Genomic DNA, 23,006 nt, shown 5'->3' on the forward strand with positions numbered 1-23,006 from the left:
GGCCCGGCGCTCCCCGTCACGACTGCGGCACCCCGGGCGGCTGCCGATCCGGCCAGAACGGCCATTCCTCGAACGACCGGCACCTGCCGTCGTCGGCGAAGCGCATCACCCACAGGTCGCGGTACTCCTGCGTGACCGGGTCGCCGTAGTGCACCTCGTGGCGGGACACGGCGGTGTCGCCGTCGACCGCGACGACCGTGCTGGTCATCCGAAAGACCTCGTCGGGGCCGTCGCGCTGTTCCTCCCACATCCGGGCGATGGCCGGCAGGCCCACCACGGGGGTCAGATAGGGCCCCTGCTGGTAGCTCGCGTCCTCGGTGAAGAGCGTGACCAGGGTGTCCGTACCCGGCGTGCGCCAGGCCTGCTCGTAACCGACGAGCCAGTCGTCGACCTGCTTCCTGTCCATGTGCCCCACCCTGCCACCCGACCGGTCCCCGTGCCCGGGTTGCCCGCGCTCCGACGGGCCGGCAGCCGGGGGTGCGGCAGGTCACCCTGACGAACTGTACCGGCTGGTCGGTACAGTTCCGGCGTGATCACGTCCTCGACCCCGGTTTCCGCTCCGGTGCTGTCCACCCGCCGCCGGTGGGCGGCACTGGCCGTGCTGGCCGCGGCGGTGCTGCTGCTCGCCGTCGACGGGACGGTGCTCTCGCTGGCGGTTCCGGCGCTGACCGCGAGCCTGACGCCGACCGCGGAACAGGTCCTCTGGATCGGTGACGTCTACTCGCTGACCCTGGCGGGGCTGCTGGTGCTGATGGGCAACCTGGCCGACCGGTTCGGGCGCAAGCGGGTCCTGCTGGTCGGTTCGGTGGCGTTCGGCGCGGCGTCGCTGCTGGCCGCGTTCGCCCCCAGCGCACCGGCGCTGATCGGGGCCCGGCTGCTGCTCGGCGTGGCCGGCGCGACGCTGATGCCGTCCACCCTGTCGCTGATCCGCAACATCTTCACCGACAGCGGGGAACGGACCCGGGCCATCGCCATCTGGTCCACCGCCTTCGGCGCCGGGTCGGCGGTCGGGCCACTGGTGGGCGGGTTCCTGCTGGAGCACTTCTGGTGGGGCTCGGTGTTCCTCATCAACGTGCCGGTGATGGTCCTGGTGGTGGTCTCCGGCGTGCTACTGCTCCCGGAGTCCCGCGACCCGCGACCGGGCCGCTTCGACGTGCTCTCCGCGGTGCTGTCCATGGCGGCGGTCGTGCCGCTGGTGTATGCCGTCAAACACGTGGTCGGGGCTGGCGTCGACGGCGTGACGGTGTCCTGCCTGCTGGTCGGCGTGACCGCCGGGGTGTTGTTCGTGCGGCGGCAGCGGCGGCTGGAACAGCCCATGCTCGACGTCGAGCTGTTCGGCAACCCGGCGTTCCTCGGGGCGGTCGTCGCCAACGTCATCGCCATCTTCGCGCTGGTCGGCATGCTGTTCTTCTTCTCGCAGTACCTCCAGTTCGCCAGGGGGTTCGGCCCGCTGCAGGCGGGCCTGGCCGAGTTGCCCGCGACCCTGGCCTCGATCGTCGTCGTCGTGATCATCGCCGCGGTGGTTGCCCGGTTCGGCCGGGGCCGGGCCATCGCGCTCGGCCTGGGCCTGGCCGCCGCAGGGCTGGCCGGGGTGGCGGTCGCCGCGCACGCGCCGTACCTGTGGCTCGGGTTGGCGCTCGTGCCCATCGGCCTCGGCATCGGGCTGGCGATGACCCTGACCGGCGACGCCATCATCTCGGCCGCACCCCCGCGCAAGGCCGGTTCCGTCTCGGCGATCACCGAGACCGCCAACGAACTCGGCGTGGTGCTGGGCATCGCGGTGCTGGGCTCCCTGCTGTCACTGGTCTACCGGCACGCGGTGAGCGTTCCGTCCGGTCTGCCGGCCGCCGACGCGGCCCGGGTCCGTGACTCGCTGGGCTCGGCGTTGCAGGTGCTGCCGCCGCAGGCCGCCGCCGGGGCGCGGGACGCGTTCATCACCGGCGTGCAGGTCACCTCGTCGCTCGCCGCGGCGCTGACCCTCGGCGCGGCGGTGCTGGCCTGGGTGCTCATCCCCTCACCGCGTCCCACGCGGCCGTAGGTACGGTGTCGCCGTGGGACGCACAGCCGGCCGGTCGCCGCAGGACACCCGACGTGCCCTGCTGGACGCCGCCGCGGACGTCGTCCGCGCCCGGGGGATCCACGCCTCGCTGGACGACATCGCCCGCTTCGCCGGCGTGTCCAAGGGCGGCCTGATCTACCACTTCGCCAGCAAGGACGACCTGATCCTGGAACTGGCCCGCGACCAGCTCGCCTCCTTCCAGGCCGGCATCGACGCCGCGCTGGACCCCACGGACACCGCACCGGGACGGCTGACCCGGGCCTACCTACGCGCGTCGGTCGCCCCCGCCGACGACGACGCCGCCGTACGCGCCTCGATGGCGCTGGTCACCCAGCTCATGACGCTGCCCGCGGTCGCCGAACTCGCCCGCGCCGACGCGGAACGGCTGGCGGCGGCCCTCGCCGCCGACGGGCTGCCCGCCGACGTGCTGGCGCTCGTGGTCGCGGCGGCGGACGGCATGGGAAGCGCGCCCCTGTGGGGGGCCCCGACGCACACCCCGGCCCACCGACGACTGCTGGAACGGCTGCTGCACCTGACCCGGCACCCGCACCTGTGGGAGACGTTCATGCCCTGAGCCGGGCGACCGGCGCGGCCCGTCCCGGTCGCGACGTCGGCGGCTGTCGACGTCCCGCCACAGGCGGTATCCTCATCCACTCTCGTCGATCGGCGAGGTGGTTTCGTTCCGCTCCGCACACCCTTCGGAGGCACGATGAGGTTCCGCATCGCCCGTACGTTCGGCGCACTCGCGCTCGTGCTGGGAGCCGTCGCCGTACCGGCGACCCCGGCCGCCGCGCACGACACCGCCGACGCGATCGGGGTCTACCCGCCGATCCAGGACTCGTCCACCTGGAACAGGTTCGGCGGGTCCGGGCCGGCCAACCACCACATCGTGTTCGGCAACTGGGGCTACACCAACGACTGGGCGGTCGACATCTACCGCAACCCGGGGGCCACCGTGGTCTCCCCGTTCGGCACCAAGACCGCGGCCGGGCACCCGGTCGCGGTCACCGTGGTCACCGTCCGGCCGGGCTGCGCGACCGGCAACCTCGCCGACGGCGGCTACCGGATCGGGCTGGAGGCCCGGGACACCACGACCGGCGGGGTCGTCGGCCGGGCGGACGTGATGCACGTGAACAACAAGCCCGGCGGTGTGGTCGTCGGCGCCTCGGTCGGCCCGTGGACCAAGCTCGGCGAGACCGGCCGGTTCCGGTACTCCAGCTGCTACCAGGTCAACGGGGACAGCGGCGCGCACATCCACCTTGAGGTGATCAACCAGCACCGGTACTCCTGCTACGTCAACCGTGCCGCCGACACCGCCCTGACCGACCTGACCGTGGTCGGCCGGATCGGCGTCCACTACTCCGGCCAGCGCGCCGCCTGCTGACGACGGCCGGCGGCGCGACGACCGGTCCGCCACCGACGGTCGGCGTCGCCACCGCCCGCCGGGCCGGGTCCGTGCCGGACGCTGTCGGTTGGTCGGCAGTGTCCGGGCACGGACAGTAGCCGCCATGTGACGAGGGGTCCCGCCCATGATGGGTCACGTCGACGTGCCGTCGCGACAGGCCGGCGGACGGGACACCCCGGTCAGGAGGATGGGCATGCCGTTCGAGGTCGACTTCAACTGGGCATCGCAGGCCGTCATCGAGACGGTGGCGGTGCCGTTCCCGTCCCTGGAGACGCCACCCGGCGTGGTCGTCGCCGATCCCGCGGTCCCGCAGTTGGCGTTCCAGCACTCCGGCCCGGTGACGGTCACGATGCTCGGCAGCGGCCGGTGGAACCGCGACAGCAGCTACCGGTTCAACGCCGGCTGCAACCAGGAACCGCACCACGCGGCGGCGATCGGGGAGGTCGGGGTGCTCGCCGCCACGGAGGCGCAGCGGTTGGAGGACTGGTTCCTCCAGCGGTATCCGACCTCCAACCCGGTGGTGCTGAAGGACGGTGGGAAGTGGAACCTCACCCTCAAGCGCAACGGTGCGGTCTTCAACTTCCACGTCGGCGTCCACGACTGACACCTCCCGTACGGCCCGGCCGCCCCGCGCCGCCCTCCCGGGGGTTGGCCGAACGGTGGATCAGCGATCGGCCACTGTGGATCTACGATCGGTCGCAGTCCCGTCACCCCTGCGGAAGGACCCCCATGCCCCAGCCGATGCGCCGCCGGTTCACCCGACTCGCGGTGGTCGCCACCGCGGCTGCCGCCGTCAGTTTCACCGTCCAGCCGGCCCCGGCCGCCGCCGTGCCGTGGGACTGGAACGGGGCCTTCGCCACGTACGAGGAGTGCGAGCAGTGGCGCATCGACGCCAGCTACTGGGGCGAGGTCGCCAACAGTTGCGTCTACCGCACCCTGCCCGACAGCCAGTACAACGGCTGGTACTTCCGGGCCTCGATCGCGGGCTGAGAGCCCCGGTTGCCTGTTGCCCGGCCTGACGGCTCTGGTCGGCCGGTCAGGGGACGACCCGCACCTGTCCGGAGTCGGTCGCCCCGGTCGCCCGCAGCGTACAGGCGTCGGCCGGGCGGTCAGCGGCGACGGCGGTGGCGATCCGGACGAACGCCGCCACCGCCAGCGAATGCGAATGCTGCGGCCAGGCCACCGCGAAGGCCGCCTCCGGCGCGTCCTCGACCGGCCGCCAGGTCAACTGCGGCCGGGCGTTGCGCGCGGCCACCGAGGCGGGCAACAGCGCGACCATCCGTCCGAGTTCGATCTGCCGCAGCATCTGCACCATGTCCCCGAACGGCGGCCGCTGCTCCCCGTGCCGTACGTAGACGTGCGCGCCGGGGACCGCCGGCCGGTGGCCCGCCTCGACGTCGGCCAGCCGCAGCCGGGGTGACCCGGCGAGCGGGTGACCGGCCGGCAGCGCCAGCAGTTGCGGCTCCCGCAGCAGCGGCTCGACGTCCAGCCCGTCGGTGTCGAACGGCTCGACGACGATCGCCACGTCGGCCTCGCCCGCACGCAGCAGCCGGGGCTGTTCCCGCCAGCCGGTGAACACGACCTCGACCGGCACCGCCGCCGGCTCGGTGGCGTACGCCGCGAGCACGTCCTCCAGCAGCCCCGCCTCGACGTCGGCCTTCACCGCGAGCACCAGCCTGCCGTCAGTCACCCCGGCCGCCCGGCGGGCCCGCAGGGTGGCGGCGTCGAGCGCGACGAGCGCCGCCCGCGCGTCGGCCAGGAGCAGCGCGCCCACCTCGGTGAGGCGGACGCTGCGGGTGGTGCGCGCGAACAGCCGTACGCCGAGGTCCGTCTCCAGGCCGGCGACCGCCCTGGACAGCGCCGGTGCGGCGATGCCGAGCCGGCGGGCCGCCCGGGTGAAGTTGAGTTCCTCGGCGACGGCCACGAAGTAGCGCAGCGCCCTCGACTCCACGTGATTCATGCCCCCAGGGTAATGATCGCGCCCGAACCGGTCCTTCTCACCATGACGCCCACCGCGTGACGATGGGCGTCATGATCGTCGTCACGACCCCCACGGGCACCATCGGTGCCGCCGTAGCCGCCCGTCTGCACGCCACCGGCGCGCCGCTGCGCCTCGTCGCCCGCGACCCCGCCCGCCTGCCCGAGCACCTGCGCACCGACGCCGAGGTGGTCGCCGGCTCCCACGCCGACCCCGCCGTGCTCGACACCGCGCTGGCCGACGCCGGGGCGCTGTTCGTGCTCGTGCCGCCCGACTACACCGCCCCGGACGTGACCGAGCACTACCTCCGCTTCGCCCGCCCGATCGCGGCCGCCGTCCGGGCCCACGGCGTATCCCGGGTCGTCGCGGTCTCCTCACTCGGCCGCGGCTTCACCGGCCCGTCGGGGCTGCTCGCGGCGGCCTGGGCGATGGACTCGGCGCTGGAGGACAGCGGGGCCGCCTACCGCTCCCTTCAGCCACCGTTCTTCATGGAGAACCTGCTGCGCCAGGTCGATCTGATCCGCGACGAGGGCAGGTTCGTGCTCCCCGCCGACCCCGACGCGCCGCTGCCCGCCGTCGCCACCGCCGACATCGCCGCCGCGGCCACGGCACTGCTCACCGACCGCACCTGGACCGGCCGGGCCGGCGTCCCCGTCCGGCAGCCCGTCGACCACACTCCCCGCGAGCTGGCACAGATCATCTCCGAGACGCTCGGCCGCCCGGTCACCTACCACCGGGCCACGTTCGAGGACCACCGTGCCCGGTACACGGCGGCCGGAGCCAGCCCGGCGGTCGTCGACGCCATGGTCGAGATGGCCCGCGCGCAGGCCGCCGGCGTCTACCCGCCCGCGCCCGGCGGGGACGGCGGGACCACCTTCCGGCAGTGGTGCGCGTCGACGCTCGCGCCCGCCGTCGCGCAGCGGCAGGCCCCGCTCACACCGTGAACGCGGGACCGGGGCGGCCGATGCCGATCCGGCCGTTGGTCGGGCGGTGCTCGAACGTCACCCCCAGCTCCTCCTCCCAGCATTGCATGATGTCCTGCTCACCCTGCCGGTCGATGTCGTCGAGCACGACGGCGAAATCCTCGGCGAGCAGCGGCGCGAAGAAGGGACCGGCGGGATACCTGGCGTGCGCGTACCCGCTCTGGTGGGCGGGCGGCCCGTCGACGAGCAGCAGGTCGACGGGGCGGCCCGCGGTCATCTCCCGCAGCCGCTCCGGCGCGTACCAGGTCGACTCCTCGCCCGGCCACGACGCCGGCACCGACGTCAGCGGGGCGTGCACCACGGTCACCACGTCGGCCAGGCCCTCGTCGGCCAGCTCCTGACCGAGCAGTTCCGCCCAGCGCCCGTCGTGCTCCACCGTCCACAGGTGCCCGCCGCGCTGCCGCAGCAGCCGGCCGAGATAGAAGGTGGAGACCCCGCCGCCCAGTTCGACGACGCACCGCCGCCGGTTCACCATGATCTCGTTGAGCACCGCGACGACCCCGCTCGGGCGCATGGCGCTCGCGCTCCACGGCAGGTACGTCAGTGACAGCGGAGCCAGCGCCTGCATGGCCAGCAGGTCGTTGCGCTGGAGTTCGTTGCGTTGCAGCGACGGACGGTGGCGCTGCTCGTACTCCGGTCGCGCGGTCACCGTGCCACCATCCCCACCAGCCAGGAGGGCAGCAGATCCTCGTCGAGCAGGTCGAGGACCACCGTCTTGGCCAGGGCGGAGGCGAAGTGCACCTGGGCCGCCCCGCTGGGCGTGCGCAGCCGCGACAGGAGCCGGGAGCGTTCCCGCCGGTAGCTGGCCGACTGCCTGCCGTGGGTGCGGAAGTCGTCGGTCCAGCGGTTCAGCTCGCAGAAGTTGCTGACCCTGGGCGCGAAGTTCTCGAACAGGACGGCCCCGTGGTCGAGCCCGACGGTGTCCGGTTCGAGGAGCTGCACGAGGGTCCAGTAGTACTGGTCGCTCGTGCCGTGCAGCCGGTCCGTGTCGACCTGGTGCGCCCGCAGCCGGTTCAGCAGCGGGAAACGCCCGCTCGGGGGGTCCGGATACGCCGCGCACAGGGCCAGGAGGTCACCGGCGGGCCCGAGGAAACCGCCGCTGTTGAGATACGGGTACGGGCCGACGGGCGGGTCCTCGTGCAACGCGAGACCGACGGGGCCCATCGGCCAGCTGTTCGGCTCGGCGCTGAACACCACCCGTTGCGGGAAACCCGCGTACGCCGTGCGGATGTACTGCTCCCCGCGCAGCAGGAGCGTGTCGTACGCGTCGGTGAACAGCACCAGCTCGTCTGGTGCCACGTGCCGGGCGAGGTAGTCGGTCAGCAGCGCCCGCTTGTCCCGGGGCCGGAACCCCTTCTGCCGTCCTTCCAGGACGACCAGTTCGAGCCCCACCGCCGCGCAGGACGGCTCCAGCAGCCGCCGCAGGAAGGGGTGGTCGAGGTCGGTGGCGATGGTGATGACCCGCATGGTCGGCGTCCAATCGTGCTGGTGGTTCGTGCCGTTGGACCGCACCGGATGCGCCCTGGTGCCCGACCTGTGGGCCGGGACGGACCGGCTGTCAAACTATCGATCCACGGCCGTCGTTGTCGACAGCCGGCACCCGTCCCCGGCCCGTCGTCGAGCCGTTCTCAAGGACGAGGCCACCGCCGGCCACGGCCGGGCGGGGCCCCGTGCCGGCGGCCCCGACCGGAAGACGAGCGGGTCTGCCCACCGGCGTCCGTGGTTTCTCAAGTCGTTTCCGAGCGGTGGCCGGAAGACTCGGGTCGCAGTCAGCACACGGACGCCGAGAGAGGCGGGGCGGATGACCGGACGGGACGAGTCGGCGCGCACGCGGGCCGGGACACCGGGCGGGACACCGGTCGCCGTGGTGGGCATCGGCTGCCGGTTCCCCGGCGCCGACGGGTTGGCGCAGTTCTGGCGTCTGCTCAGCGACGGCGCAGACGCGATCACCGACGTGCCGGCCAGCCGGTACGACATCGACGCCTACCACGACCCGCGACCGGGCACCCCGAACCGGATCGTCAGCCGCCGGGGCGGCTTCCTCGACCAGATCGACCAGTTCGACGCCGGCTACTTCGGGGTGGCGCCCCGGGAGGCGGAACGGATGGACCCCCAGCAGCGGCTGCTGCTGGAGACCGCGGCCGAGGCGCTGGCCGACGCGGGTCTGACCCGCGACCGGCTGTCCACCACCCGCACCGGCGTCTACGTCGGCGGCATGTCGTCGGCGTACGGGAACCTGCTGAACGACGCGTCGGTGCTGGACCTGCACGCGGCGACCGGCGGCGCGCGCAGCTTCCTGGCCGGCCGGGTGTCCTTCGCCTTCGACCTGCGCGGCCCCAGCATGGCGGTGGACTGCGCCTGCTCCTCCAGCCTGGCGGCGCTGCACCTGGCCTACCAGAGCGTGCGCAACGGGGAGACCCAACTGGCCCTGGCCGGCGGGGTGAACCTGGTCCTCGCCCCCGAGGAGACCATCCCGTTCTCGGCGGCCCGGATGCTCGCCGCCGACGGCCGGTGCAAGTTCGGCAGCGCCCACGGCGACGGGTTCGTCCGCAGCGAGGGGGTGGCGGTGCTGGTGCTCAAACCACTGGACCGCGCCGAGGCCGACGGCGACGCCGTCCACGCGGTGATCTGGGGGTCGGCGGTCGGCAACGACGGCCAGTCCGGCGGCTACCTGCTCACGCCCTCCCAGGCCGGCCAGGAGGAGACGCTGCGCGCGGCGTACGCCGACGCGGGCGTGTCCGCCGCGCTGGTGGACTACGTCGAGGCGCACGGCACCGGGACCCCGGCCGGTGACCCGGTGGAGCTGGGTGCCCTCGGCGCGGTGGCCGGCGCGGGACGGGACGGGCACTGCCTGGTCGGCTCGGTCAAGACGAACATCGGCCACACCGAGGCGGCCGCCGGGCTGGCCGGGGTCGTCAAGGCGGTGCTCGCGCTCCAGCACCGGGAGATCCCGCCGAGCCTGCACGCCGCCGAGCTGACCGGCGCGGTCGACTGGGCGGGGCTGCGGCTACGACTGGTACGGGAGCGCACCCCCTGGCCGCAGACCGGCCGGCCGGGCCTGGTCGGGGTCAGCTCGTTCGGCATCTCCGGAACCAACGCCCACGTGGTGCTCGGCGAGTACACCGCACCCGCACCCGCCGACCGGGCCGGCGACGACGGGGACGACGCGCAGCTCCTGGTGCTCTCCGCACCCGACCGGGAGGCGCTCACCGCCCTCGCCACCGACTACGCGCGGTTCCTCGGGCCGGGCGGCGGCGGACGGGACCTGCCGTTGCGCGACGTGTGCTTCAGCGCGGCCACCCGCCGCGACCACCACGAGAACCGGCTGACCGCCGTCGGCGCGTCACCCGACGACCTGGTCGAGCGGCTGCTGGCGTACGCCGCCGGTGAGTCCCGCCCCCGGCTCGGCGTCACCGCGTCCGCACCGGTGGACGACGACCGGCCCACGGTCGTCTTCGTCTTCCCCGGACAGGGCTCGCAGTGGGACGGCATGGGCCGGGAACTGCTGGCCCGCTCGTCGGTCTTCCGCGACACGCTCACCCGCTGCGACGAGGTGATCCGCGCCGAGGTCGGCTGGTCGCTGCTGGCCCGGCTGACCGGGGAGACCGATGCCCCGGCGTCCATCGACACCGTCCAGCCGACCCTGTGGGCGATGCAGACCGCGCTGTGCGCGGTGCTGCGCGACTGGGGCATCGAACCCGACCACGTGGTCGGGCACAGCATGGGCGAGGTGGCGGCGGCGGGCGCGGCGGGCGCGCTCAGCCTCGCCGACGCCGGCGCGGTCATCTGCCGGCGCAGCCGGCTGCTGCGCACCGTCGCCGGGCAGGGCGTCATGTACTCGGTGGAGCTGTCCGCCGCCGAGGCCCAGGCCGCCCTGGCCGGCCACGGGCACCTCGTCTCCGTGGCGGTCAGCAACAGCCCCACCTCGACCGTCCTCTCCGGCGACCCGCAGGCGCTGGCGACCATCGTCGCGGGCCTCGACGAGCGTGGCGTGTTCTGCCGGCAGGTCAGGGTCGACGTCGCCTCGCACAGCCCGCAGATGGACCAGCTCCGCGACGAACTGCTGGCCGACCTCGGTGACATCACCCCCCACGCGGGTCACGTCCCGCTGTACTCCACCGTGGACGACGCCCCCTGCGACGGCTCCGGGTGGGACGCCGCCTACTGGATCCGTAACCTGCGCGAACCGGTGCGGTTCGGGGCCGCGGTGGCACACCTCGCCGGCTCGGGCGACACGGTGTTCGTCGAGATCAGCCCGCACCCCATCCTGCTGCCGGCCATCCAGGAAACCCTGGCGGCGGCCGGGACCGACGGTGTCGCCGTCGGCTGCCTGCGTCGCGACGAGCCGGAGCGGGTCAGCCTGCTCGACACCGTCGCCGCCCTGCACCGCGCCGGCTGCCCGGTCGACTGGCACCGGGTGGTCGGCGGGCCCCCGCCCCGCTACGTGCGGCTCCCGTCCTACCCGTGGCAGCGCCAGCGGTACTGGCTCGCCCCGACCCCGGCCGGACAACCGGCCCCGCACCGCGTGGACCGGGTCGTCGACCCGGCCCGCGAGCCGTACCTGCTCGACCACCGGGTGCAGGGCACCGTGGTCCTGCCGGGCACCGCGTACGTCGAGCTGCTGAACACCGCCGCCGCCGGGGTCTGCGGCGGACAGACACCCGTGCTGCGCGACATCCGCTACCTCGACGGGCTGTTCCTGCGTCCGGACCAGCCGCCGCCCGCGCTGTCCACCACGTTCACCCCGCGCGGACCCGACACCTGGGACGTGGCGGTGACCGGGGCGGACACGACGCACGTCACCGCGACGGTGACCCGCACCGCGCCGCCCGGACGGCGTCGGCTGCCGCTGGAGGCGACCCGCGCCGCCTGCCCCGACCACCTGACCGGGGTCGACTTCTACCGCCGGTTCGCCGCCCGGGGCAACGAGTGGCGGGGCGCGTTCCAGGGCATCGCGGAACTCTGGACGGGCGACGGGCAGGCCCTGGGCCGCATCGAGGTGCCCGCCGGGGTCGACCCGACCGGGTACACCTGCCACCCGGCGCTGCTGGACGCCTGCGGGCAGGTCCTCGCGTCGCTGATCCCGGCCGGGGACCTGTCGTCGGCGTTCGTCCTGGGCGGCATCGACGCGGTGACGGTCCACCCCGACCCGGGCGTCCCCGGCTGGGCGCACGCCGTCGCGGTCACCGCCTGGCGGTCCGACTCGGTCTGCGGCGACCTCGTGGTGGCCGACGCCGACGGCCGGGTGATCGTCGAGATCGAGGGACTGCGCCTGCAGTACCTGCAGCCCCCGGACTCGGTGCGCGACCCCGACGGGTGGTTCCACGAGCTGCGCTGGCAGCCGCTTCCGGCGCTGTCCGACCCGCACCGGCCGGCCGACCGCCGGCTGGTCTTCGCCGACCGGTCCGGCGTCGGTGCCGCCCTGCCCGCCGACGTCCGGGTGTTCGCGGGCGACGGGTACCAACGGCTGGCGGCCGACCGGTACGAGATCGACCCGACGGCACCGGCGCAGTACCGGCGGTTGCTCGCCGACGTCCGGGCCGGGTTCGACGGTCTCGCGCCGACCGAGGTGGTGCACCTCTGGACGCTGGACGCGCAGCCCGACGGCTCCGAGTCGGCGCAGCAGGCGGCCGGGGAGGCCGAACGCCTCGGCTGCGGCAGCGTCCTGCGGCTGCTGCGGGCGCTCGCCGACGCCGGTCTGCCCGAGCCGCCCCGGCTGTCGCTGGGCACCCGGGGCGCGCACCGGGTGCGCGACGCCGACCGGACCGTGTCGATGTGGCAGGGCGCGCTCTGGGGCCTGGGCCGGGTCGTCGCCCACGAGCACCGGGAACTGCGCTGCGTGCTGGTCGACCTGGACCCGGCGGGTCCACCCGCCGAACTCGCCGCCGCGCTGGACCGGGAACTGGCAGGTGTCGGACCGGAGGACCAGGTGGCGCTGCGTGACGGCCGGCGGTACGCCGCCCGCCTGCTGCCCACGCCCACCGCCCGGCCGGACGACGCCGACGTCACCCACCAGATCCAGGTCACCTCGCCCGGCCTGCTCGACGGGGTGCGCCTGGTGCCGGTGCCGCGCCGGCCGCCGGGGCCGGGCGAGGTGGAGGTCCGCGCCGACCACCTCGCCCTGAACTACCGCGACGTGCTGATCGCCATGGACCTGTATCCGCGCCTGTCCGACCAGCCCGCGAGCGTGATCGGCGAGTGCGCCGGCACGGTCACCCGGGTCGGACCGGGCGTGGCCGGACTGCGGCCCGGCGACGAGGTGGTGGCCATCTCGCTGCGTTCACCCGCCGCCGGCCACCTCTGCGTCGACGCGCACCTGGTGCGCCGGCGGCCGGCCAGGCTCACCGCGCAGGAGGCCGCCACCGTGCCGGTGGCCATGGTCACCGCGTACCACTCGCTGGTGCACCTGGCGCAGGTGCGGCCCGGTGAACGGGTGCTGATCCACCACGCCACCGGCGGGGTGGGCCTGGCGGCGGTGCAGGTGGCCCGCTGGCGCGGCGCCGAGGTGTACGCCACCGCGGGCAGCCCGGACAAGCGCGCGCTGCTGCGGATGATGGGCGTCGCGCACGTGTCCGACTCGCGCAGCACCGGATTCGCCGACGAGATCCGGGACGCCACCCGGGGCGAGGGCGTCGACGTGGTGCTCAACACGCAGGCGGGGGAGGGCCTGCTGCGCAGCGTGGAGTTGCTGGCCGACCGGGGGCGCTACGTCGAGCTGAGCCGGCGTGACCTGGTCGAGGGCACCCGGCTCGACCTGCGGCTGCTGGCGCGCGGGGCGTCGTTCTTCGTGGTCGACGTGGTGGACCTCGGGCTCAACGAACCGCGTCGGCTCGGCGCGATCCTTCAGGAGACCCTGGCCCTGGTGCAGGCCGGTCTGCTCGAACCGCTGCCGCACCGCGTCTTTCCCGCGACCGACGTGGTCGGCGCGTTCCGGTACATGGCCCAGGCCCGGCACGTCGGCAAGGTGCTGGTGTCCGTCGGGGAGCTGACCGCGCCGCAGCCGGCCGCACCACCCGTCCCGCACCGGCCGGTCCGCATCGATCCGACAGCCGGCTACCTGGTGACCGGCGGGCTCGGCGACCTCGGCCTGGTGGTCACCGACTGGCTGGTCCGCGAGGGGGCCCGGCACATCGTGCTCACCGGGCGTACCCCGCTTTCCGGCACCGGCGGCGCGGACCGGCTGGCGGAGCTGCGCCGGCACGGGGTGCGGGTGGCGTACGAGGCGGTCGACGTGGCCGACGAGGAGGCGATGCGGACGGTGGTGGAGCGGCACGGCGAGGACGGGGTGGCGATCCGGGGCGTGGTGCACGCCGCCGGGGTGATCGAGTACCGCGCCCTGTCCGAGCTGGACGACCGGACCATGTCGGCGGTCCTGCGCCCGAAGGTCACCGGCGCGGCCGTGCTGCACCGGCTCTTCGCCGAGCAGCCGCTGGACTTCTTCGTGCTGTTCTCCTCGGGCTCGGCGGTGCTCAGCTCCCCGATGCTCGGCGCGTACGCGGCTGCGAACGCGGCCCTGGACTCGCTGGCCGACCAGCGCCGCCTCGCCGGGCTGACCGCGCTCAGCGTGAACTGGGGCTTCTGGTCGGTAGGCATGCCGGCGCGGGTCGGGCGGGAGCACGGCCGGGCGATCAACCCGGCCGGCATGGACACGTTCAGTCCCCGGGAGGGCATCGAGGCGCTGCGCCTGCTGCTGGCCCGCGACGCCACCCACGGCGTGGTGCTGCCGGCGGACTGGCGGCGGTGGGCGGACGCGCACCCGGACGCGGCGACCTCTCCACTGCTGCGCGACCTGCTCGCCGACCCCACGGCCGTCGCGGCACCCGTACCCGCCGCCGTCGCCGTACCCGCCGCCGCGTCGGCCGTCGTCCCCGGGTCGCCGCCGACCGCCCCGGCCCCGGCGCGACCGGTGGACGTCTCCGACGCCACGCCTGCGCATCCCGGGCAGCCGCGTGCCGGCGAGGTGGGGACCGCGCAGGCGGGGCCCGGGGTGGCCGGCACGCTGACCGACCGGGACGCCGTGGAACGCTACCTGGCCCAGGTCCTCGCGGAGGTGCTGGGCATGCCGTCGGCTCAGGTGCACACCCGGCGTCCGCTCAAGCGGCAGGGCCTGGACTCGCTGATGGCCGTGGAGGTCCGGACCCGGGTCCAGCGCGACCTGGGGATGCTGCTGCCGATCGCGAAGATGCTCGGCGGCCACAGCGTCGCCGACCTGGCAGGTGAGGTGTTCAGCCAGTTGGGTGGGGCCGGCCGGCGCTGACCGGGCCGGGCCGGTGGGCGGTACGGCGGGGCACCCGCTCTCGGCGCACCCGGGTCGGGGCACGGGTGGTGGCGGTGACCGCGGGCGTGCCGGTCACCGCCACCGGGTCGTACGTGGGGTGTCGCCCCGTGCGCCGGTCGCCCCGGTGCGCCGTCAGCCGCGTGCCGCGTCGGCCTGCGGGATCAGCTCCGCACGCCGGGCCACCTCGGCGGCGAACTCGCCGAGCGTCATGATGGCGAGCGTCTCGATGTCGTCGTCGTCGAACGTCACGCCGAACTGGTCCTCGACCCGCAGCGCGAGCTCGGACACGGCGAGCGAGTCGAGGTCCACACCGGACGGTCCCAGCATGGAGTCGGGGCCGGTGTCGTCGGTGTAGAAGTTCATCTCGCGGAGCGCCTGCATGGTGAACGCCAGGACCTCGTCGGCTGACATGGTTGAGCTACCTTCCTCTCGGATGGCGCGGGGCGGCGGGGTCGGCGTCGGTCGACGTCGTCATCGGCTGTCACCGACGACCCGCGGCGTCATCACGTCGGTCGACGACATATTTCCGAAATGAGTGGGCCGAAGCTACCAACGGACACTCGCGCCGGTCAATGCGCCGGACATGGCCTCCACGGGTGCTGAAGTCGTAGCGGCAGCGGAATTCGAGCAGTCCTCAGCCCGGCGTCGAGGTCGGGTACACCGCCTGCCCGCGCGGGGCCACTACAGTCCTTGCCAAAGGCGGACGTGACGCCGTGGCCGGCCGACCCGGGAGACGCGGTTGAAGATCACCAACGTTCACCTGTCCGGGCTGGGTGTCTTCCAGCCGCCCGTGACCGACGCCGGGCAGGCCGCCCGGCGCGGCGACTACAGCCCGGCCGCCTACCTGGAGAACCGGCTGACGGGTGCCTGCATCGCCGGGGACGTCTCGCCGCCGGAGATGGCCGTGCACGCGGCCCGACAGGCGTTGACCCGCGCCGCCGCCGACCCGAGCGGGATCGGCCTGGTGCTGCACGCCTCCATCTACCACCAGGGTCCGGAGATGTGGCTGCCCGCCCCGTACATCCAGCGGGAGGTCGTCGGCACGGCGGCCCCCGCGTTCGAGGTCCGGTTGGGCTGCAACGGCGTGTTCGCGGCGCTGGAGATCGCCGCCGGGCACCTGGCCGGCGCGGCGGCGGACCGGACGGTCCTGGTGACCACGGCCGAGAACCTCGGCTCACCGCTGATCGACAGGTGGAACTCGGCCCCCGGGTTCATCCTGGGCGACGCCGGCAGCGCGCTGCTGCTGGACCGCGACCACGGCTTCGCCCGGCTGTGCGCCGTGGGCAGCGTGGCGGTGCCCGAGGTGGAGCCGCTGTACCGGGGCGGCGAGCCGCTGTACCCCCCGGCGGCGGGCCAGGGCCGCACGATCGACATGCGCGAACGGGCCGAGTACTTCCGCACCAACGTGATGTCGCTGAGCGACGCCAACGAACTGCGCAACCGGGCCCGGCTCGACCTGATCGACCGCACGCTCGACGAGGCGGACCGCAAGCTGGCCGACATGACCCGGGTGATCTGCGGGAACGCGGCGGCGTACATGGTGCAGCACGACCTGGTGGAACCGCTGGGCATCACGATGGAGCGCACCACCTGGCAGTTCGGCCGCGGCGTCGGGCACACCGGCGCGAGCGACCAGCTACTCTCCCTCAACCACCTGCTGGTCACCGGGCAGCTCACCGCCGGCGACCACCTGCTGCTGTACGGCGGCGCGCCGGCCACCATGTCCTGCGCGGTCCTGGAGATCCTGGACGTCCCGGAGTGGGCCGGGGCATGACCGTGTCCCCGCGTACCTGGCTCGTCACCGGCAGCTCGACCGGGCTCGGCCGGGCGCTGGTGACCGAACTGCTCGCCCGGGGCGAGACGGTGGCGGCCACCGCCCGCGACCCGGGCACCCTGGCCGACCTGCGGCCCCCCGCGTCGGGGACCCTGTGGACGGCCCGGCTGGACGTCACCGACCCGGAGCAGGTCCGGCAGGTGGTCGACGCCGCCGCCCAGGCGCTCGGCCGCCTCGACGTGGTGGTCAGCAACGCCGGCTACGCGCTGGTCGGCGCCGCCGAGGAGGCCAGCGGCGAGCAGGTCGACAGGCAGATCCGGACGAACCTGACCGGGCCCATCCACCTGGCCCGGGCGGCGCTGCCGTACCTGCGGGCGCAGGGGGGCGGGCGGATCATCCAGATCTCCAGCATGGCCGGGCAACGGGGCTCGCCCGGCACGGCCGTCTACTGCGCCACCAAGTGGGGCGTGGAGGGCTTCTTCGAGTCGCTGGCCGCCGAGGTGAAGGGCTTCGGGATAGGCGTGACGATCGTCGAGCCCGGCACCGTGCACACCGGGTTCTTCGGGCGCAGCAAGGAGCTGACCACCGCCTCACCCGCCTACGCCGGCACCCCGGCGGCGATCCTGCGTCGCCGGGCGCAGGACGGTCGCCTGCCGTGCCGGGGCGACCTGGCGAAGATGGCCGCCGCCGTGGTCGATGTCGCCACCGGGCCGACCGCCCCGCTGCGGCTCGCGCTGGGCAGCGACGCGTACGCCACGATCCGGCGCGGACTGACCGCGCGCCTGGCCGAGCTGGAGGACCAGCGGCAGGTCGCGTTCTCCACCGACCTGGACGCCGGCGACGGGTCGACGCCGCACCGAGGACCGGAGGGGAACGACGATGCGCATCACCGTCCTGGCGCTCGGCAGTCGCGGTGACGTCTATCCGCTGACCGCGCTCGCCGCCGAGCTGGCCCGCCACGGCCACGAGGTACGCCTCGCGGCCTCACTGAACCTGGTGGACCTGCCCCGACAGTTGGGGCTCGACGTGGTGCCGGTCGGCTGGAACCAGCAGTCGATGATGCAGACCGAGCGGGGCCGGGAGTGGGTCACCAAGAGCACCCTCGACTCCTTCCTGCAGATCACGATCGAGGCGTACCGGGACTACGGCCGTCGGTTCGGCGACGAGGCGATCGAGATCACCGCCGGCAGTGAGGCCATCGTCTGCGCCGTGGTCAGCGAGCAGTGGGCCGCGACGCTGGCCGAGGCGTACGACGTCCCGCTCGTCGCGTACGACCTCACCCCGTCCCGGCCCAACGACGTGGTGCCGCATCCGCTGGTGGCCGTCGACCCGCTGCCGACCGCCGCGGCGAACCGGGCGACGTACCTGCACTACACCCGACGGGCCTGGCGGTACCGGCGCGACCTGATGTTCCAGTTCCGTCGCCAGCTCGGGCTCCCGGAGATGCCGCCGCCGCCGAAGCAGCTCCGGCGGCCGTTGGAGCTGCAGGGTTACAGCCCCACCCTGGTGCCGGGCCTGACCTGGGACGCCTACCGTCCGATCGTCGGTGACCTCCGGCTGACCCCGGCCGACCTGGACCGCGCCGGCATGTCCACACTCGACCCGGAGCTGGCCGCATGGTTGGCGGCTGGTGAACCTCCGGTCCTGGTGACGTTCGGCAGCACGCACGTGTCGGACCCGGCCGCGATGATGGCGTCGATCAGGCGGGTCTGCCGGTCGTTGGGCCTGCGGGGCCTGGTGGCCATGGGTTGGGGCCTCGCCGGGGTCGAGCCGTCCACGTCGCCGGAGCTGCGGGTGGTGCCCTACGTGGACTACGACCTGGTGCTGCCGCACTGCGCGATGGTGGTGCACCACGGCAGCGCCAGCATCACCGCCGCCGGGGTACGCGCCGGCATCCCCACGATGGTCTGCTCCTCGTACGCCGACCAGCCGTTCTGGGGCCGCCAGCTGGAACGGCTCGGCGTCGGTGTGCACGTGCGGTTCACCGACCTGTCCGAGGACGCGTTGCTCGCGGGCATGTCCCGCCTGACCACCGCTGCGCTGCGACGGCGGGCGGCGCAGCTCGGCGAGCGGATGCGCGCGGAACCGCACGGCACGCTCGTCGCCGCCGACGAGGTCGACAGGTACCTCGCCGGATGAGCGGCGCAGCGACCGCCGCCGACCGTGCCCGGGCGGTCGTCGCGGAGGTGGTCGGACTGCTCGACCTGGCACCCGTCGACCCCGCGACGGTCACCACGGACCGCCTGGTCCCCGTCGCGGGGGTGTTCTCCGGTCGCGGTACGACGCGGGGCAGCACCCGCCGGTACGGAGGGCTGATCGCCGCGCAGGCGCTGACCGCCGCCGCGCACACCGTGCGCCCCGGTCGACCGGTGCACTCGCTGCACGCGTCCTTCACCCGGCCGGGCGACAGCCGCAGGCCCGTCACCTACCTGGTCGAGACCCTGCGTGACGGCCCGTCCATCTCCACCCGACGGGTGGTCGCCCTCCAGCGGGACACCCCGATCTTCTTCCTGACCGCCTCGTTCCACGAGCCCGGCGTCGGGCCGGCGCACCTGCGGCCGGCACCCGAGGTTCCGCCGCCGGACGAGGTGCCGACCCTGGCCGAACTGCTCGCCGACGCGCCGGCCCGGTTGGCCGCCGTGCAGGACATGCTGTTCGCGTTCGAGACCAGGTACCTCGGCCCGCCGCCCGGGGCGCGGACCGTCGGGGAACGGGCGGGCGAGGCGCACCGCCGGGCCTGGGTGCGGGTCGCCGGGAGGCTGCCCGACGACGGGTCGCTGCACGCCGGCGCGCTGGTGCTCATCTCGGATCTGCCCCTGCTGCTCAGCGCGATGGTGGCCGGGCACGCGACCGAGTGGGGTCCGGGTGACCTCGGCGTCAGCATCGACCACACGGTGTGGTTCCACCGACCCTGCCGGGCCGACGAGTGGCTGCTCTACGACTGCGACAGCCCGTGGGCGGGGGCCGGTCGTGGCCTGGCGACCGGCCGCCTCTACGCACGCGACGGCGACCTGGTGGCCACGGTGGCCCAGGAGGGGCTGCTGTTGACCCGGCCCGCCCGCTGAGCCGGGGAGCGACGCCGGGCCCACCGCCGCGCTCAGCCGGGGACCGCCTCGATCACGCCGTCGGTGACGCCCGTGACGGCGAAGCCGGCGTCGGCGAGGAGTTGGCCGTACTCCGCCGCGGTGCGGTCCCGGCCCTCCATCAGGACCAGCATCAGCAGATCGACGATCCGGTTGCGGGGCGCCCCCCAGGTGCCCGCGCCGGCCCCGGCCCGCTGCGGCTGCGCGGGCAACAACTCCTCCAGCACCAGCAGCCGCGCCCCGGCCGGCATCGCCGTGCGCACCCGGGACAGCACCCGGGTGACGTTCCCGTCGTCCCAGTTGTGCAGGACCCGCCGCAGCACGTACCGGTCCCCGTCGGTGGGCACCTGCTCGAAGAAGCTGCCGACGACGATGTCGACCCGGTCGAGCACCCCGGCGGTGGCGAGCCGGACGCGTGCCCGGGCGGCGGCCTCGGGCAGCTCGACGAGGACCCCGCGCAGCCCGGGACGGGCCCGCAGGAGGTCGGCGAGCAGGCCGCCGTCGCCGCCGCCGAGGTCCACCACCGTCCGGGCGTCGTCGAACAGCCGGGCGGGGGGCGGTGGCGGTTCCGGGGCGGTGGACATCGCCCCGTTGAACGTCGCGGCCAGCTCGGGGTGTCCGCCCAGGTACTGGTAGAAGGATTCGCCGAAGCGGTCGGTGAAGGCCGGGCGGCCGGTGCGTACGGTGTCGAGCAGGCCGGCGAACGAGGCGAAGACCTCTTGGCCGTAGAGGACTGCCGTGTCGCGTACCGAACCCGGGGCGTCGGTGCGCAGGTATTCCCCCATACCGGACAGGACGAAGTCGTCGGGGCCGGTCTGGCGCAGGACACCGGCGTCGGCGAGCGCGGCGAGCAGCCGGCGTAACGCCACCGGGTCCACCCCGGCGGCGGTCGCCAGGTCGGCACCGCCGGTGGTGCCCGCGGCGATCCGGTCGGCCAGTCCGAGCAGCGCGAACACCGAACACGCCTGCGCCGTCCAGGTGGCACAGAGCACGTTCAGCAGCCGCTTGCGGAAGTAGTCGTCGTCACGCGCCACGGATGGCCCTCCACTGAGACTCTAGTGAATGTCCAGAGAAGTGCGGGCCGGGCCCGCAGGCGCCTCGGTATGGTCAATTCGGCCCGGTCATCCTCGCATTAACCAGGGTGCGCTGACAATTGTCGTGAATGGGAACCCGTGGGGGATCGAATGGGTGCGGTCGGGTGGTCCGCCGGGCACCCGGGGCGTACGTCCGTCGGGGCGTACCGTGGTGCCTGCTGACCTGGTGGTGCGGCTGCGCCGCACGGTGGGCGACGGGCGGGCGACGGCCCGCGCGCTGCTCGTGGAGACGGCCGCGGCGATGGCCGGCACCCCGCCGGGAGCGGTCGCGGTGGAACACACGGCGGCGGGCGCGCCGGTGCTGGGCGGCGTCGCCACCGGCTGGCACACCAGCGTCAGCCACACCCGTGGCCTGGTCGCGGTGGCGGTGTCCCGACACGGGCCGGTCGGCATCGACGTGGAGGCGCTGCGCCCGGTGCCCGCGTTGCCGCTGAGCCGGCGGTGGTTCGCCCCCGAGGACACCGACTGGCTGCGCGGGCGGCCGGTGGAGCGGCTCGGCGTCGACTTCCTGGCGCTGTGGACCGGCAAGGAGGCGGTGGCCAAGCTGTACGGCACCGGGCTGCGTGGCGGCCGGCTGCTGCGCTGGCGCACCGCGCCACCGGCACCGCCGGCGTGGCGGGCCGCCGTCGATGCCCCCGGCGTCCTGGTGACCCACCGGGAACTGCCCGGTCACGTGTTGGCGGTCGCCCGCGCGTCGGTGCGGCCCGGCCCCCCACCGCCGGCCCTCGGTCGCTGATGCGGACCGCGCTCGTCCTCGGCGGCAGCATCGCCGGACTGGTGGCCGCCCGGGTCCTGGCCGACCACGCCGACCAGGTGTGGATCGTCGAGCCCGACCAGTTGGCGGACGCCCCGGTGATCCGCCGTGGCGCGCCGCACGGCAGTCAGGCGCACACCCTGCTCGGCCGGGGCCGGACGGTCATCGAGCGGCTGCTGCCAGGCGTCGTGCGGCAGATGGTGCGCGAGGGCGGCCAACTGGTCACCAGCGGTCCCGGCGGGGCGCAGTGGTTCCTCGACGGCCGGCCCAAGGTCCCGGTACGCGGTGGCAGCGTGGTCAGCGTGTCCCGGCCGTTCCTGGAGTGGCACCTGCGTCGGCGGGTCCTCGCGCTGCCCAACGTGGCCCTGGTCGCAGGGACCGCCGTCGGGCTCACCGCCACCGCCGGCCGGGTCGACGGCGCGCTGGTCCGCGCCCGGGGCCACACCGACGCCGAGCGGCACGGGGCGGACCTCGTGGTGGACGCCACCGGGCGGTCCAGCCGGCTGGCCGACTGGCTCGGCCGGCTCGACTACCCCGCACCCGACAAGCATCGGATGGCCCTCGACCTCGGCTACGCCACCTGCCTGTTCCACCGGGAGCCCGGCCAGCGGCTGGCCGGGCAGGTGGCGGTGTACTCGGTCCACACGCCGAGCCGGGCGCGCACCGGACCCAGCTCGATGACCCCCGTCGAGGGCAACCGTTGGCTGACGCTGGTCAGCGGCTACGGCGACCGGCGGCCGGGCCGCGACCTGGACGGGTTCCTCCAGCGCTGCCGGTCGAACCCGGCCACCCCGCTGCGGTTGCTGCCCGACGCGTGCGAGCCGGCCAGCGAGGTGTACGTGCACCGCTTCCCGGACAGCGTGCGCCGCGACTTCGACCGGCTGGACCGGTTCCCGGCCGGCCTGGTGGCGATCGGCGACGCGGTCGCCTCGTTCAACCCGACCTACGGCCAGGGCATCTCGGTGGCGGCCGTGCAGGCGCTCGCGCTCGCCGAGTGGCTTGCCGAACCCGGTGCGGTGGACCGGCCGGCGTACGGGTACTTCCGGCGGGTCCGGGCGGTGGTGGACGACGCCTGGGAGTTCTCCGCCGCGCAGGACTGCTACCTGCCGCACGTGACGGTCGCCCGACCGTTCGGCTGGCGGCTGCGCCGTGGCCTGGCCGAGGCGGTGCAGCACGCGACCGTGACCGACGAGGTGGTGCACCGGGCGTTCCTGGAGGTCGTCAACCTGACCGCCGGCCCCGGGCGGCTGCGCCGACCGGACCTCCTGTGGCGGGTCGGGGCGGCCGCGCTGCGCCGGCGGTGAAACCTGCCCGCCCGAAGCGCGGCAGTCGGGACCCTTCGGGGCGACAAATCCCATTTTTAATGAAGGCCATCAATGATGTCGATGTGGCCGGATGATCACCGAAGGGGCTCCGGCCGGGGTCCGACCCGGGCCCTGTTTTTTCGCTTCACCGAGGGTTCTGACCTCGGTGTTCCCGCCATCGCTCGAAAATCGCTCGAACAATCGACGACGGTCGTCCAGAAACCGGCTAGCCTCTCAGTCGAACCACGTACCACTGCGACGCAAAAAGACGTGAATGCCGCATGTAACTGTCGC

General features: G+C 74.2%; 19 protein-coding genes. 13 read left to right on the forward strand and 6 right to left on the reverse strand.

Translation table 11 applies throughout. The annotated features are described in order from the left end of the window. Positions 1–16: 16 nt before the first annotated feature. A complete protein-coding gene (locus tag JQN84_RS24790; RefSeq protein ID WP_204960960.1) occupies positions 17–406 on the reverse strand; it encodes a YybH family protein in 390 nt (129 codons plus the stop codon). 123 nt (positions 407–529) lie between these two features. On the opposite strand from JQN84_RS24790, the gene JQN84_RS24795 reads away from it, so the two are divergent. The 5 genes from JQN84_RS24795 (at position 530) to JQN84_RS24815 (ending at position 4,454) form a co-directional block, all read left to right on the forward strand. Beyond that, the gene (locus JQN84_RS24795) at positions 530–2,038 is read left to right on the forward strand and encodes an MFS transporter (RefSeq protein WP_281898429.1); all 1,509 of its coding nucleotides are present in this window, start codon (positions 530–532) and stop codon (positions 2,036–2,038) included. A gap of 13 nt (positions 2,039–2,051) precedes the next feature. After that, positions 2,052–2,633 carry a TetR/AcrR family transcriptional regulator gene (locus tag JQN84_RS24800; RefSeq protein WP_204960961.1) on the forward strand — a complete coding sequence of 194 codons (582 nt, stop codon included), beginning with the start codon at positions 2,052–2,054 and terminating at the stop codon, positions 2,631–2,633. A gap of 135 nt (positions 2,634–2,768) precedes the next feature. Beyond that, positions 2,769–3,443: a hypothetical protein gene (locus tag JQN84_RS24805; RefSeq protein WP_204960962.1), complete on the forward strand. Its 675-nt coding sequence runs from the start codon at positions 2,769–2,771 to the stop codon at positions 3,441–3,443. A gap of 214 nt (positions 3,444–3,657) precedes the next feature. Then, complete coding sequence (locus tag JQN84_RS24810) at positions 3,658–4,068, forward strand: hypothetical protein (protein WP_204960963.1); 411 nt, start codon at positions 3,658–3,660, stop codon at positions 4,066–4,068. A gap of 125 nt (positions 4,069–4,193) precedes the next feature. Then, positions 4,194–4,454 (forward strand): hypothetical protein, encoded by a 261-nt coding sequence (locus JQN84_RS24815; RefSeq protein ID WP_204960964.1) that lies wholly within the window; start codon positions 4,194–4,196, stop codon positions 4,452–4,454. Between the two features lie 46 nt (positions 4,455–4,500). On the opposite strand, the gene JQN84_RS24820 is transcribed toward JQN84_RS24815, so the two are convergent. Beyond that, complete coding sequence (locus tag JQN84_RS24820; protein WP_239486099.1) at positions 4,501–5,424, reverse strand: LysR family transcriptional regulator; 924 nt, start codon at positions 5,422–5,424, stop codon at positions 4,501–4,503. A gap of 71 nt (positions 5,425–5,495) precedes the next feature. Here JQN84_RS24820 and JQN84_RS24825 point away from each other — a divergent pair, with 71 nt between their 5' ends. Continuing rightward, positions 5,496–6,386 (forward strand): NAD(P)H-binding protein, encoded by an 891-nt coding sequence (locus JQN84_RS24825; protein ID WP_204960965.1) that lies wholly within the window; start codon positions 5,496–5,498, stop codon positions 6,384–6,386. On the opposite strand, the gene JQN84_RS24830 is transcribed toward JQN84_RS24825, so the two are convergent. After that, positions 6,376–7,074, reverse strand: a complete 699-nt coding sequence (locus JQN84_RS24830; RefSeq protein WP_204960966.1) for a class I SAM-dependent methyltransferase — start codon at positions 7,072–7,074, stop codon at positions 6,376–6,378. The two genes, JQN84_RS24825 and JQN84_RS24830, sit on opposite strands and share 11 nt — an antisense overlap. Beyond that, the gene (locus JQN84_RS24835; protein ID WP_204960967.1) at positions 7,071–7,892 is read right to left on the reverse strand and encodes a glycosyltransferase domain-containing protein; all 822 of its coding nucleotides are present in this window, start codon (positions 7,890–7,892) and stop codon (positions 7,071–7,073) included. Before JQN84_RS24835 ends, JQN84_RS24830 begins: the two co-directional genes overlap by 4 nt. 334 nt (positions 7,893–8,226) lie before the next feature. On the opposite strand from JQN84_RS24835, the gene JQN84_RS24840 reads away from it, so the two are divergent. Further along, positions 8,227–14,682 (forward strand): type I polyketide synthase, encoded by a 6,456-nt coding sequence (locus JQN84_RS24840; RefSeq protein WP_204960968.1) that lies wholly within the window; start codon positions 8,227–8,229, stop codon positions 14,680–14,682. 153 nt (positions 14,683–14,835) lie between these two features. Here the strand turns inward: JQN84_RS24840 and JQN84_RS24845 are convergent, their stop codons facing one another. Beyond that, complete coding sequence (locus JQN84_RS24845) at positions 14,836–15,114, reverse strand: acyl carrier protein (RefSeq protein ID WP_145920544.1); 279 nt, start codon at positions 15,112–15,114, stop codon at positions 14,836–14,838. Between the two features lie 328 nt (positions 15,115–15,442). On the opposite strand from JQN84_RS24845, the gene JQN84_RS24850 reads away from it, so the two are divergent. The 4 genes from JQN84_RS24850 to JQN84_RS24865 are packed head-to-tail and all read left to right on the forward strand — an operon-like array spanning position 15,443 to position 19,542. Then, complete coding sequence (locus tag JQN84_RS24850) at positions 15,443–16,477, forward strand: ketoacyl-ACP synthase III family protein (protein ID WP_204960969.1); 1,035 nt, start codon at positions 15,443–15,445, stop codon at positions 16,475–16,477. Beyond that, entirely contained in the window at positions 16,474–17,394 is a 921-nt protein-coding gene (locus JQN84_RS24855) for an SDR family oxidoreductase (RefSeq protein WP_204960970.1), read from the forward strand. The genes JQN84_RS24850 and JQN84_RS24855 overlap by 4 nt, the downstream gene beginning before the upstream one ends. Next, entirely contained in the window at positions 17,357–18,616 is a 1,260-nt protein-coding gene (locus tag JQN84_RS24860; protein ID WP_204960971.1) for a glycosyltransferase, read from the forward strand. Before JQN84_RS24855 ends, JQN84_RS24860 begins: the two co-directional genes overlap by 38 nt. Then, the gene (locus JQN84_RS24865) at positions 18,613–19,542 is read left to right on the forward strand and encodes an acyl-CoA thioesterase (protein WP_204960972.1); all 930 of its coding nucleotides are present in this window, start codon (positions 18,613–18,615) and stop codon (positions 19,540–19,542) included. The genes JQN84_RS24860 and JQN84_RS24865 overlap by 4 nt, the downstream gene beginning before the upstream one ends. Before the next feature lie 32 nt (positions 19,543–19,574). Here the strand turns inward: JQN84_RS24865 and JQN84_RS24870 are convergent, their stop codons facing one another. Then, positions 19,575–20,594 carry a methyltransferase gene (locus JQN84_RS24870; RefSeq protein WP_204960973.1) on the reverse strand — a complete coding sequence of 340 codons (1,020 nt, stop codon included), beginning with the start codon at positions 20,592–20,594 and terminating at the stop codon, positions 19,575–19,577. 211 nt (positions 20,595–20,805) lie between these two features. On the opposite strand from JQN84_RS24870, the gene JQN84_RS24875 reads away from it, so the two are divergent. Both JQN84_RS24875 and JQN84_RS24880 read left to right on the forward strand, forming a co-directional pair. Continuing rightward, complete coding sequence (locus JQN84_RS24875; protein ID WP_204960974.1) at positions 20,806–21,390, forward strand: 4'-phosphopantetheinyl transferase family protein; 585 nt, start codon at positions 20,806–20,808, stop codon at positions 21,388–21,390. After that, on the forward strand, positions 21,390–22,712 hold the full coding sequence (locus tag JQN84_RS24880) for an FAD-dependent oxidoreductase (protein ID WP_204960975.1): 1,323 nt from the start codon (positions 21,390–21,392) through the stop codon (positions 22,710–22,712). The genes JQN84_RS24875 and JQN84_RS24880 overlap by 1 nt, the downstream gene beginning before the upstream one ends. The last annotated feature ends 294 nt before the right edge of the window (positions 22,713–23,006 follow it).

The sequence above is a fragment of the Micromonospora humidisoli genome (assembly GCF_016900955.1).
Lineage (GTDB): Bacteria > Actinomycetota > Actinomycetes > Mycobacteriales > Micromonosporaceae > Micromonospora > Micromonospora wenchangensis.

What these genes read in the sequence shown, in the direction of transcription:
- JQN84_RS24790 (WP_204960960.1), bottom strand. Translation starts at nt 406, where the DNA reads ATGGACAGGAAGCAGGTCGACGACTGGCTCGTCGGTTACGAGCAGGCC.
- JQN84_RS24805 (WP_204960962.1), top strand. Translation starts at nt 2,769, where the DNA reads ATGAGGTTCCGCATCGCCCGTACGTTCGGCGCACTCGCGCTCGTGCTG.
- JQN84_RS24810 (WP_204960963.1), top strand. Translation starts at nt 3,658, where the DNA reads ATGCCGTTCGAGGTCGACTTCAACTGGGCATCGCAGGCCGTCATCGAG.
- JQN84_RS24815 (WP_204960964.1), top strand. Translation starts at nt 4,194, where the DNA reads ATGCCCCAGCCGATGCGCCGCCGGTTCACCCGACTCGCGGTGGTCGCC.
- JQN84_RS24820 (WP_239486099.1), bottom strand. Translation starts at nt 5,424, where the DNA reads ATGAATCACGTGGAGTCGAGGGCGCTGCGCTACTTCGTGGCCGTCGCC.
- JQN84_RS24825 (WP_204960965.1), top strand. Translation starts at nt 5,496, where the DNA reads ATGATCGTCGTCACGACCCCCACGGGCACCATCGGTGCCGCCGTAGCC.
- JQN84_RS24835 (WP_204960967.1), bottom strand. Translation starts at nt 7,892, where the DNA reads ATGCGGGTCATCACCATCGCCACCGACCTCGACCACCCCTTCCTGCGG.
- JQN84_RS24840 (WP_204960968.1), top strand. Translation starts at nt 8,227, where the DNA reads ATGACCGGACGGGACGAGTCGGCGCGCACGCGGGCCGGGACACCGGGC.
- JQN84_RS24845 (WP_145920544.1), bottom strand. Translation starts at nt 15,114, where the DNA reads ATGTCAGCCGACGAGGTCCTGGCGTTCACCATGCAGGCGCTCCGCGAG.
- JQN84_RS24855 (WP_204960970.1), top strand. Translation starts at nt 16,474, where the DNA reads ATGACCGTGTCCCCGCGTACCTGGCTCGTCACCGGCAGCTCGACCGGG.
- JQN84_RS24860 (WP_204960971.1), top strand. Translation starts at nt 17,357, where the DNA reads ATGCGCATCACCGTCCTGGCGCTCGGCAGTCGCGGTGACGTCTATCCG.
- JQN84_RS24865 (WP_204960972.1), top strand. Translation starts at nt 18,613, where the DNA reads ATGAGCGGCGCAGCGACCGCCGCCGACCGTGCCCGGGCGGTCGTCGCG.
- JQN84_RS24880 (WP_204960975.1), top strand. Translation starts at nt 21,390, where the DNA reads ATGCGGACCGCGCTCGTCCTCGGCGGCAGCATCGCCGGACTGGTGGCC.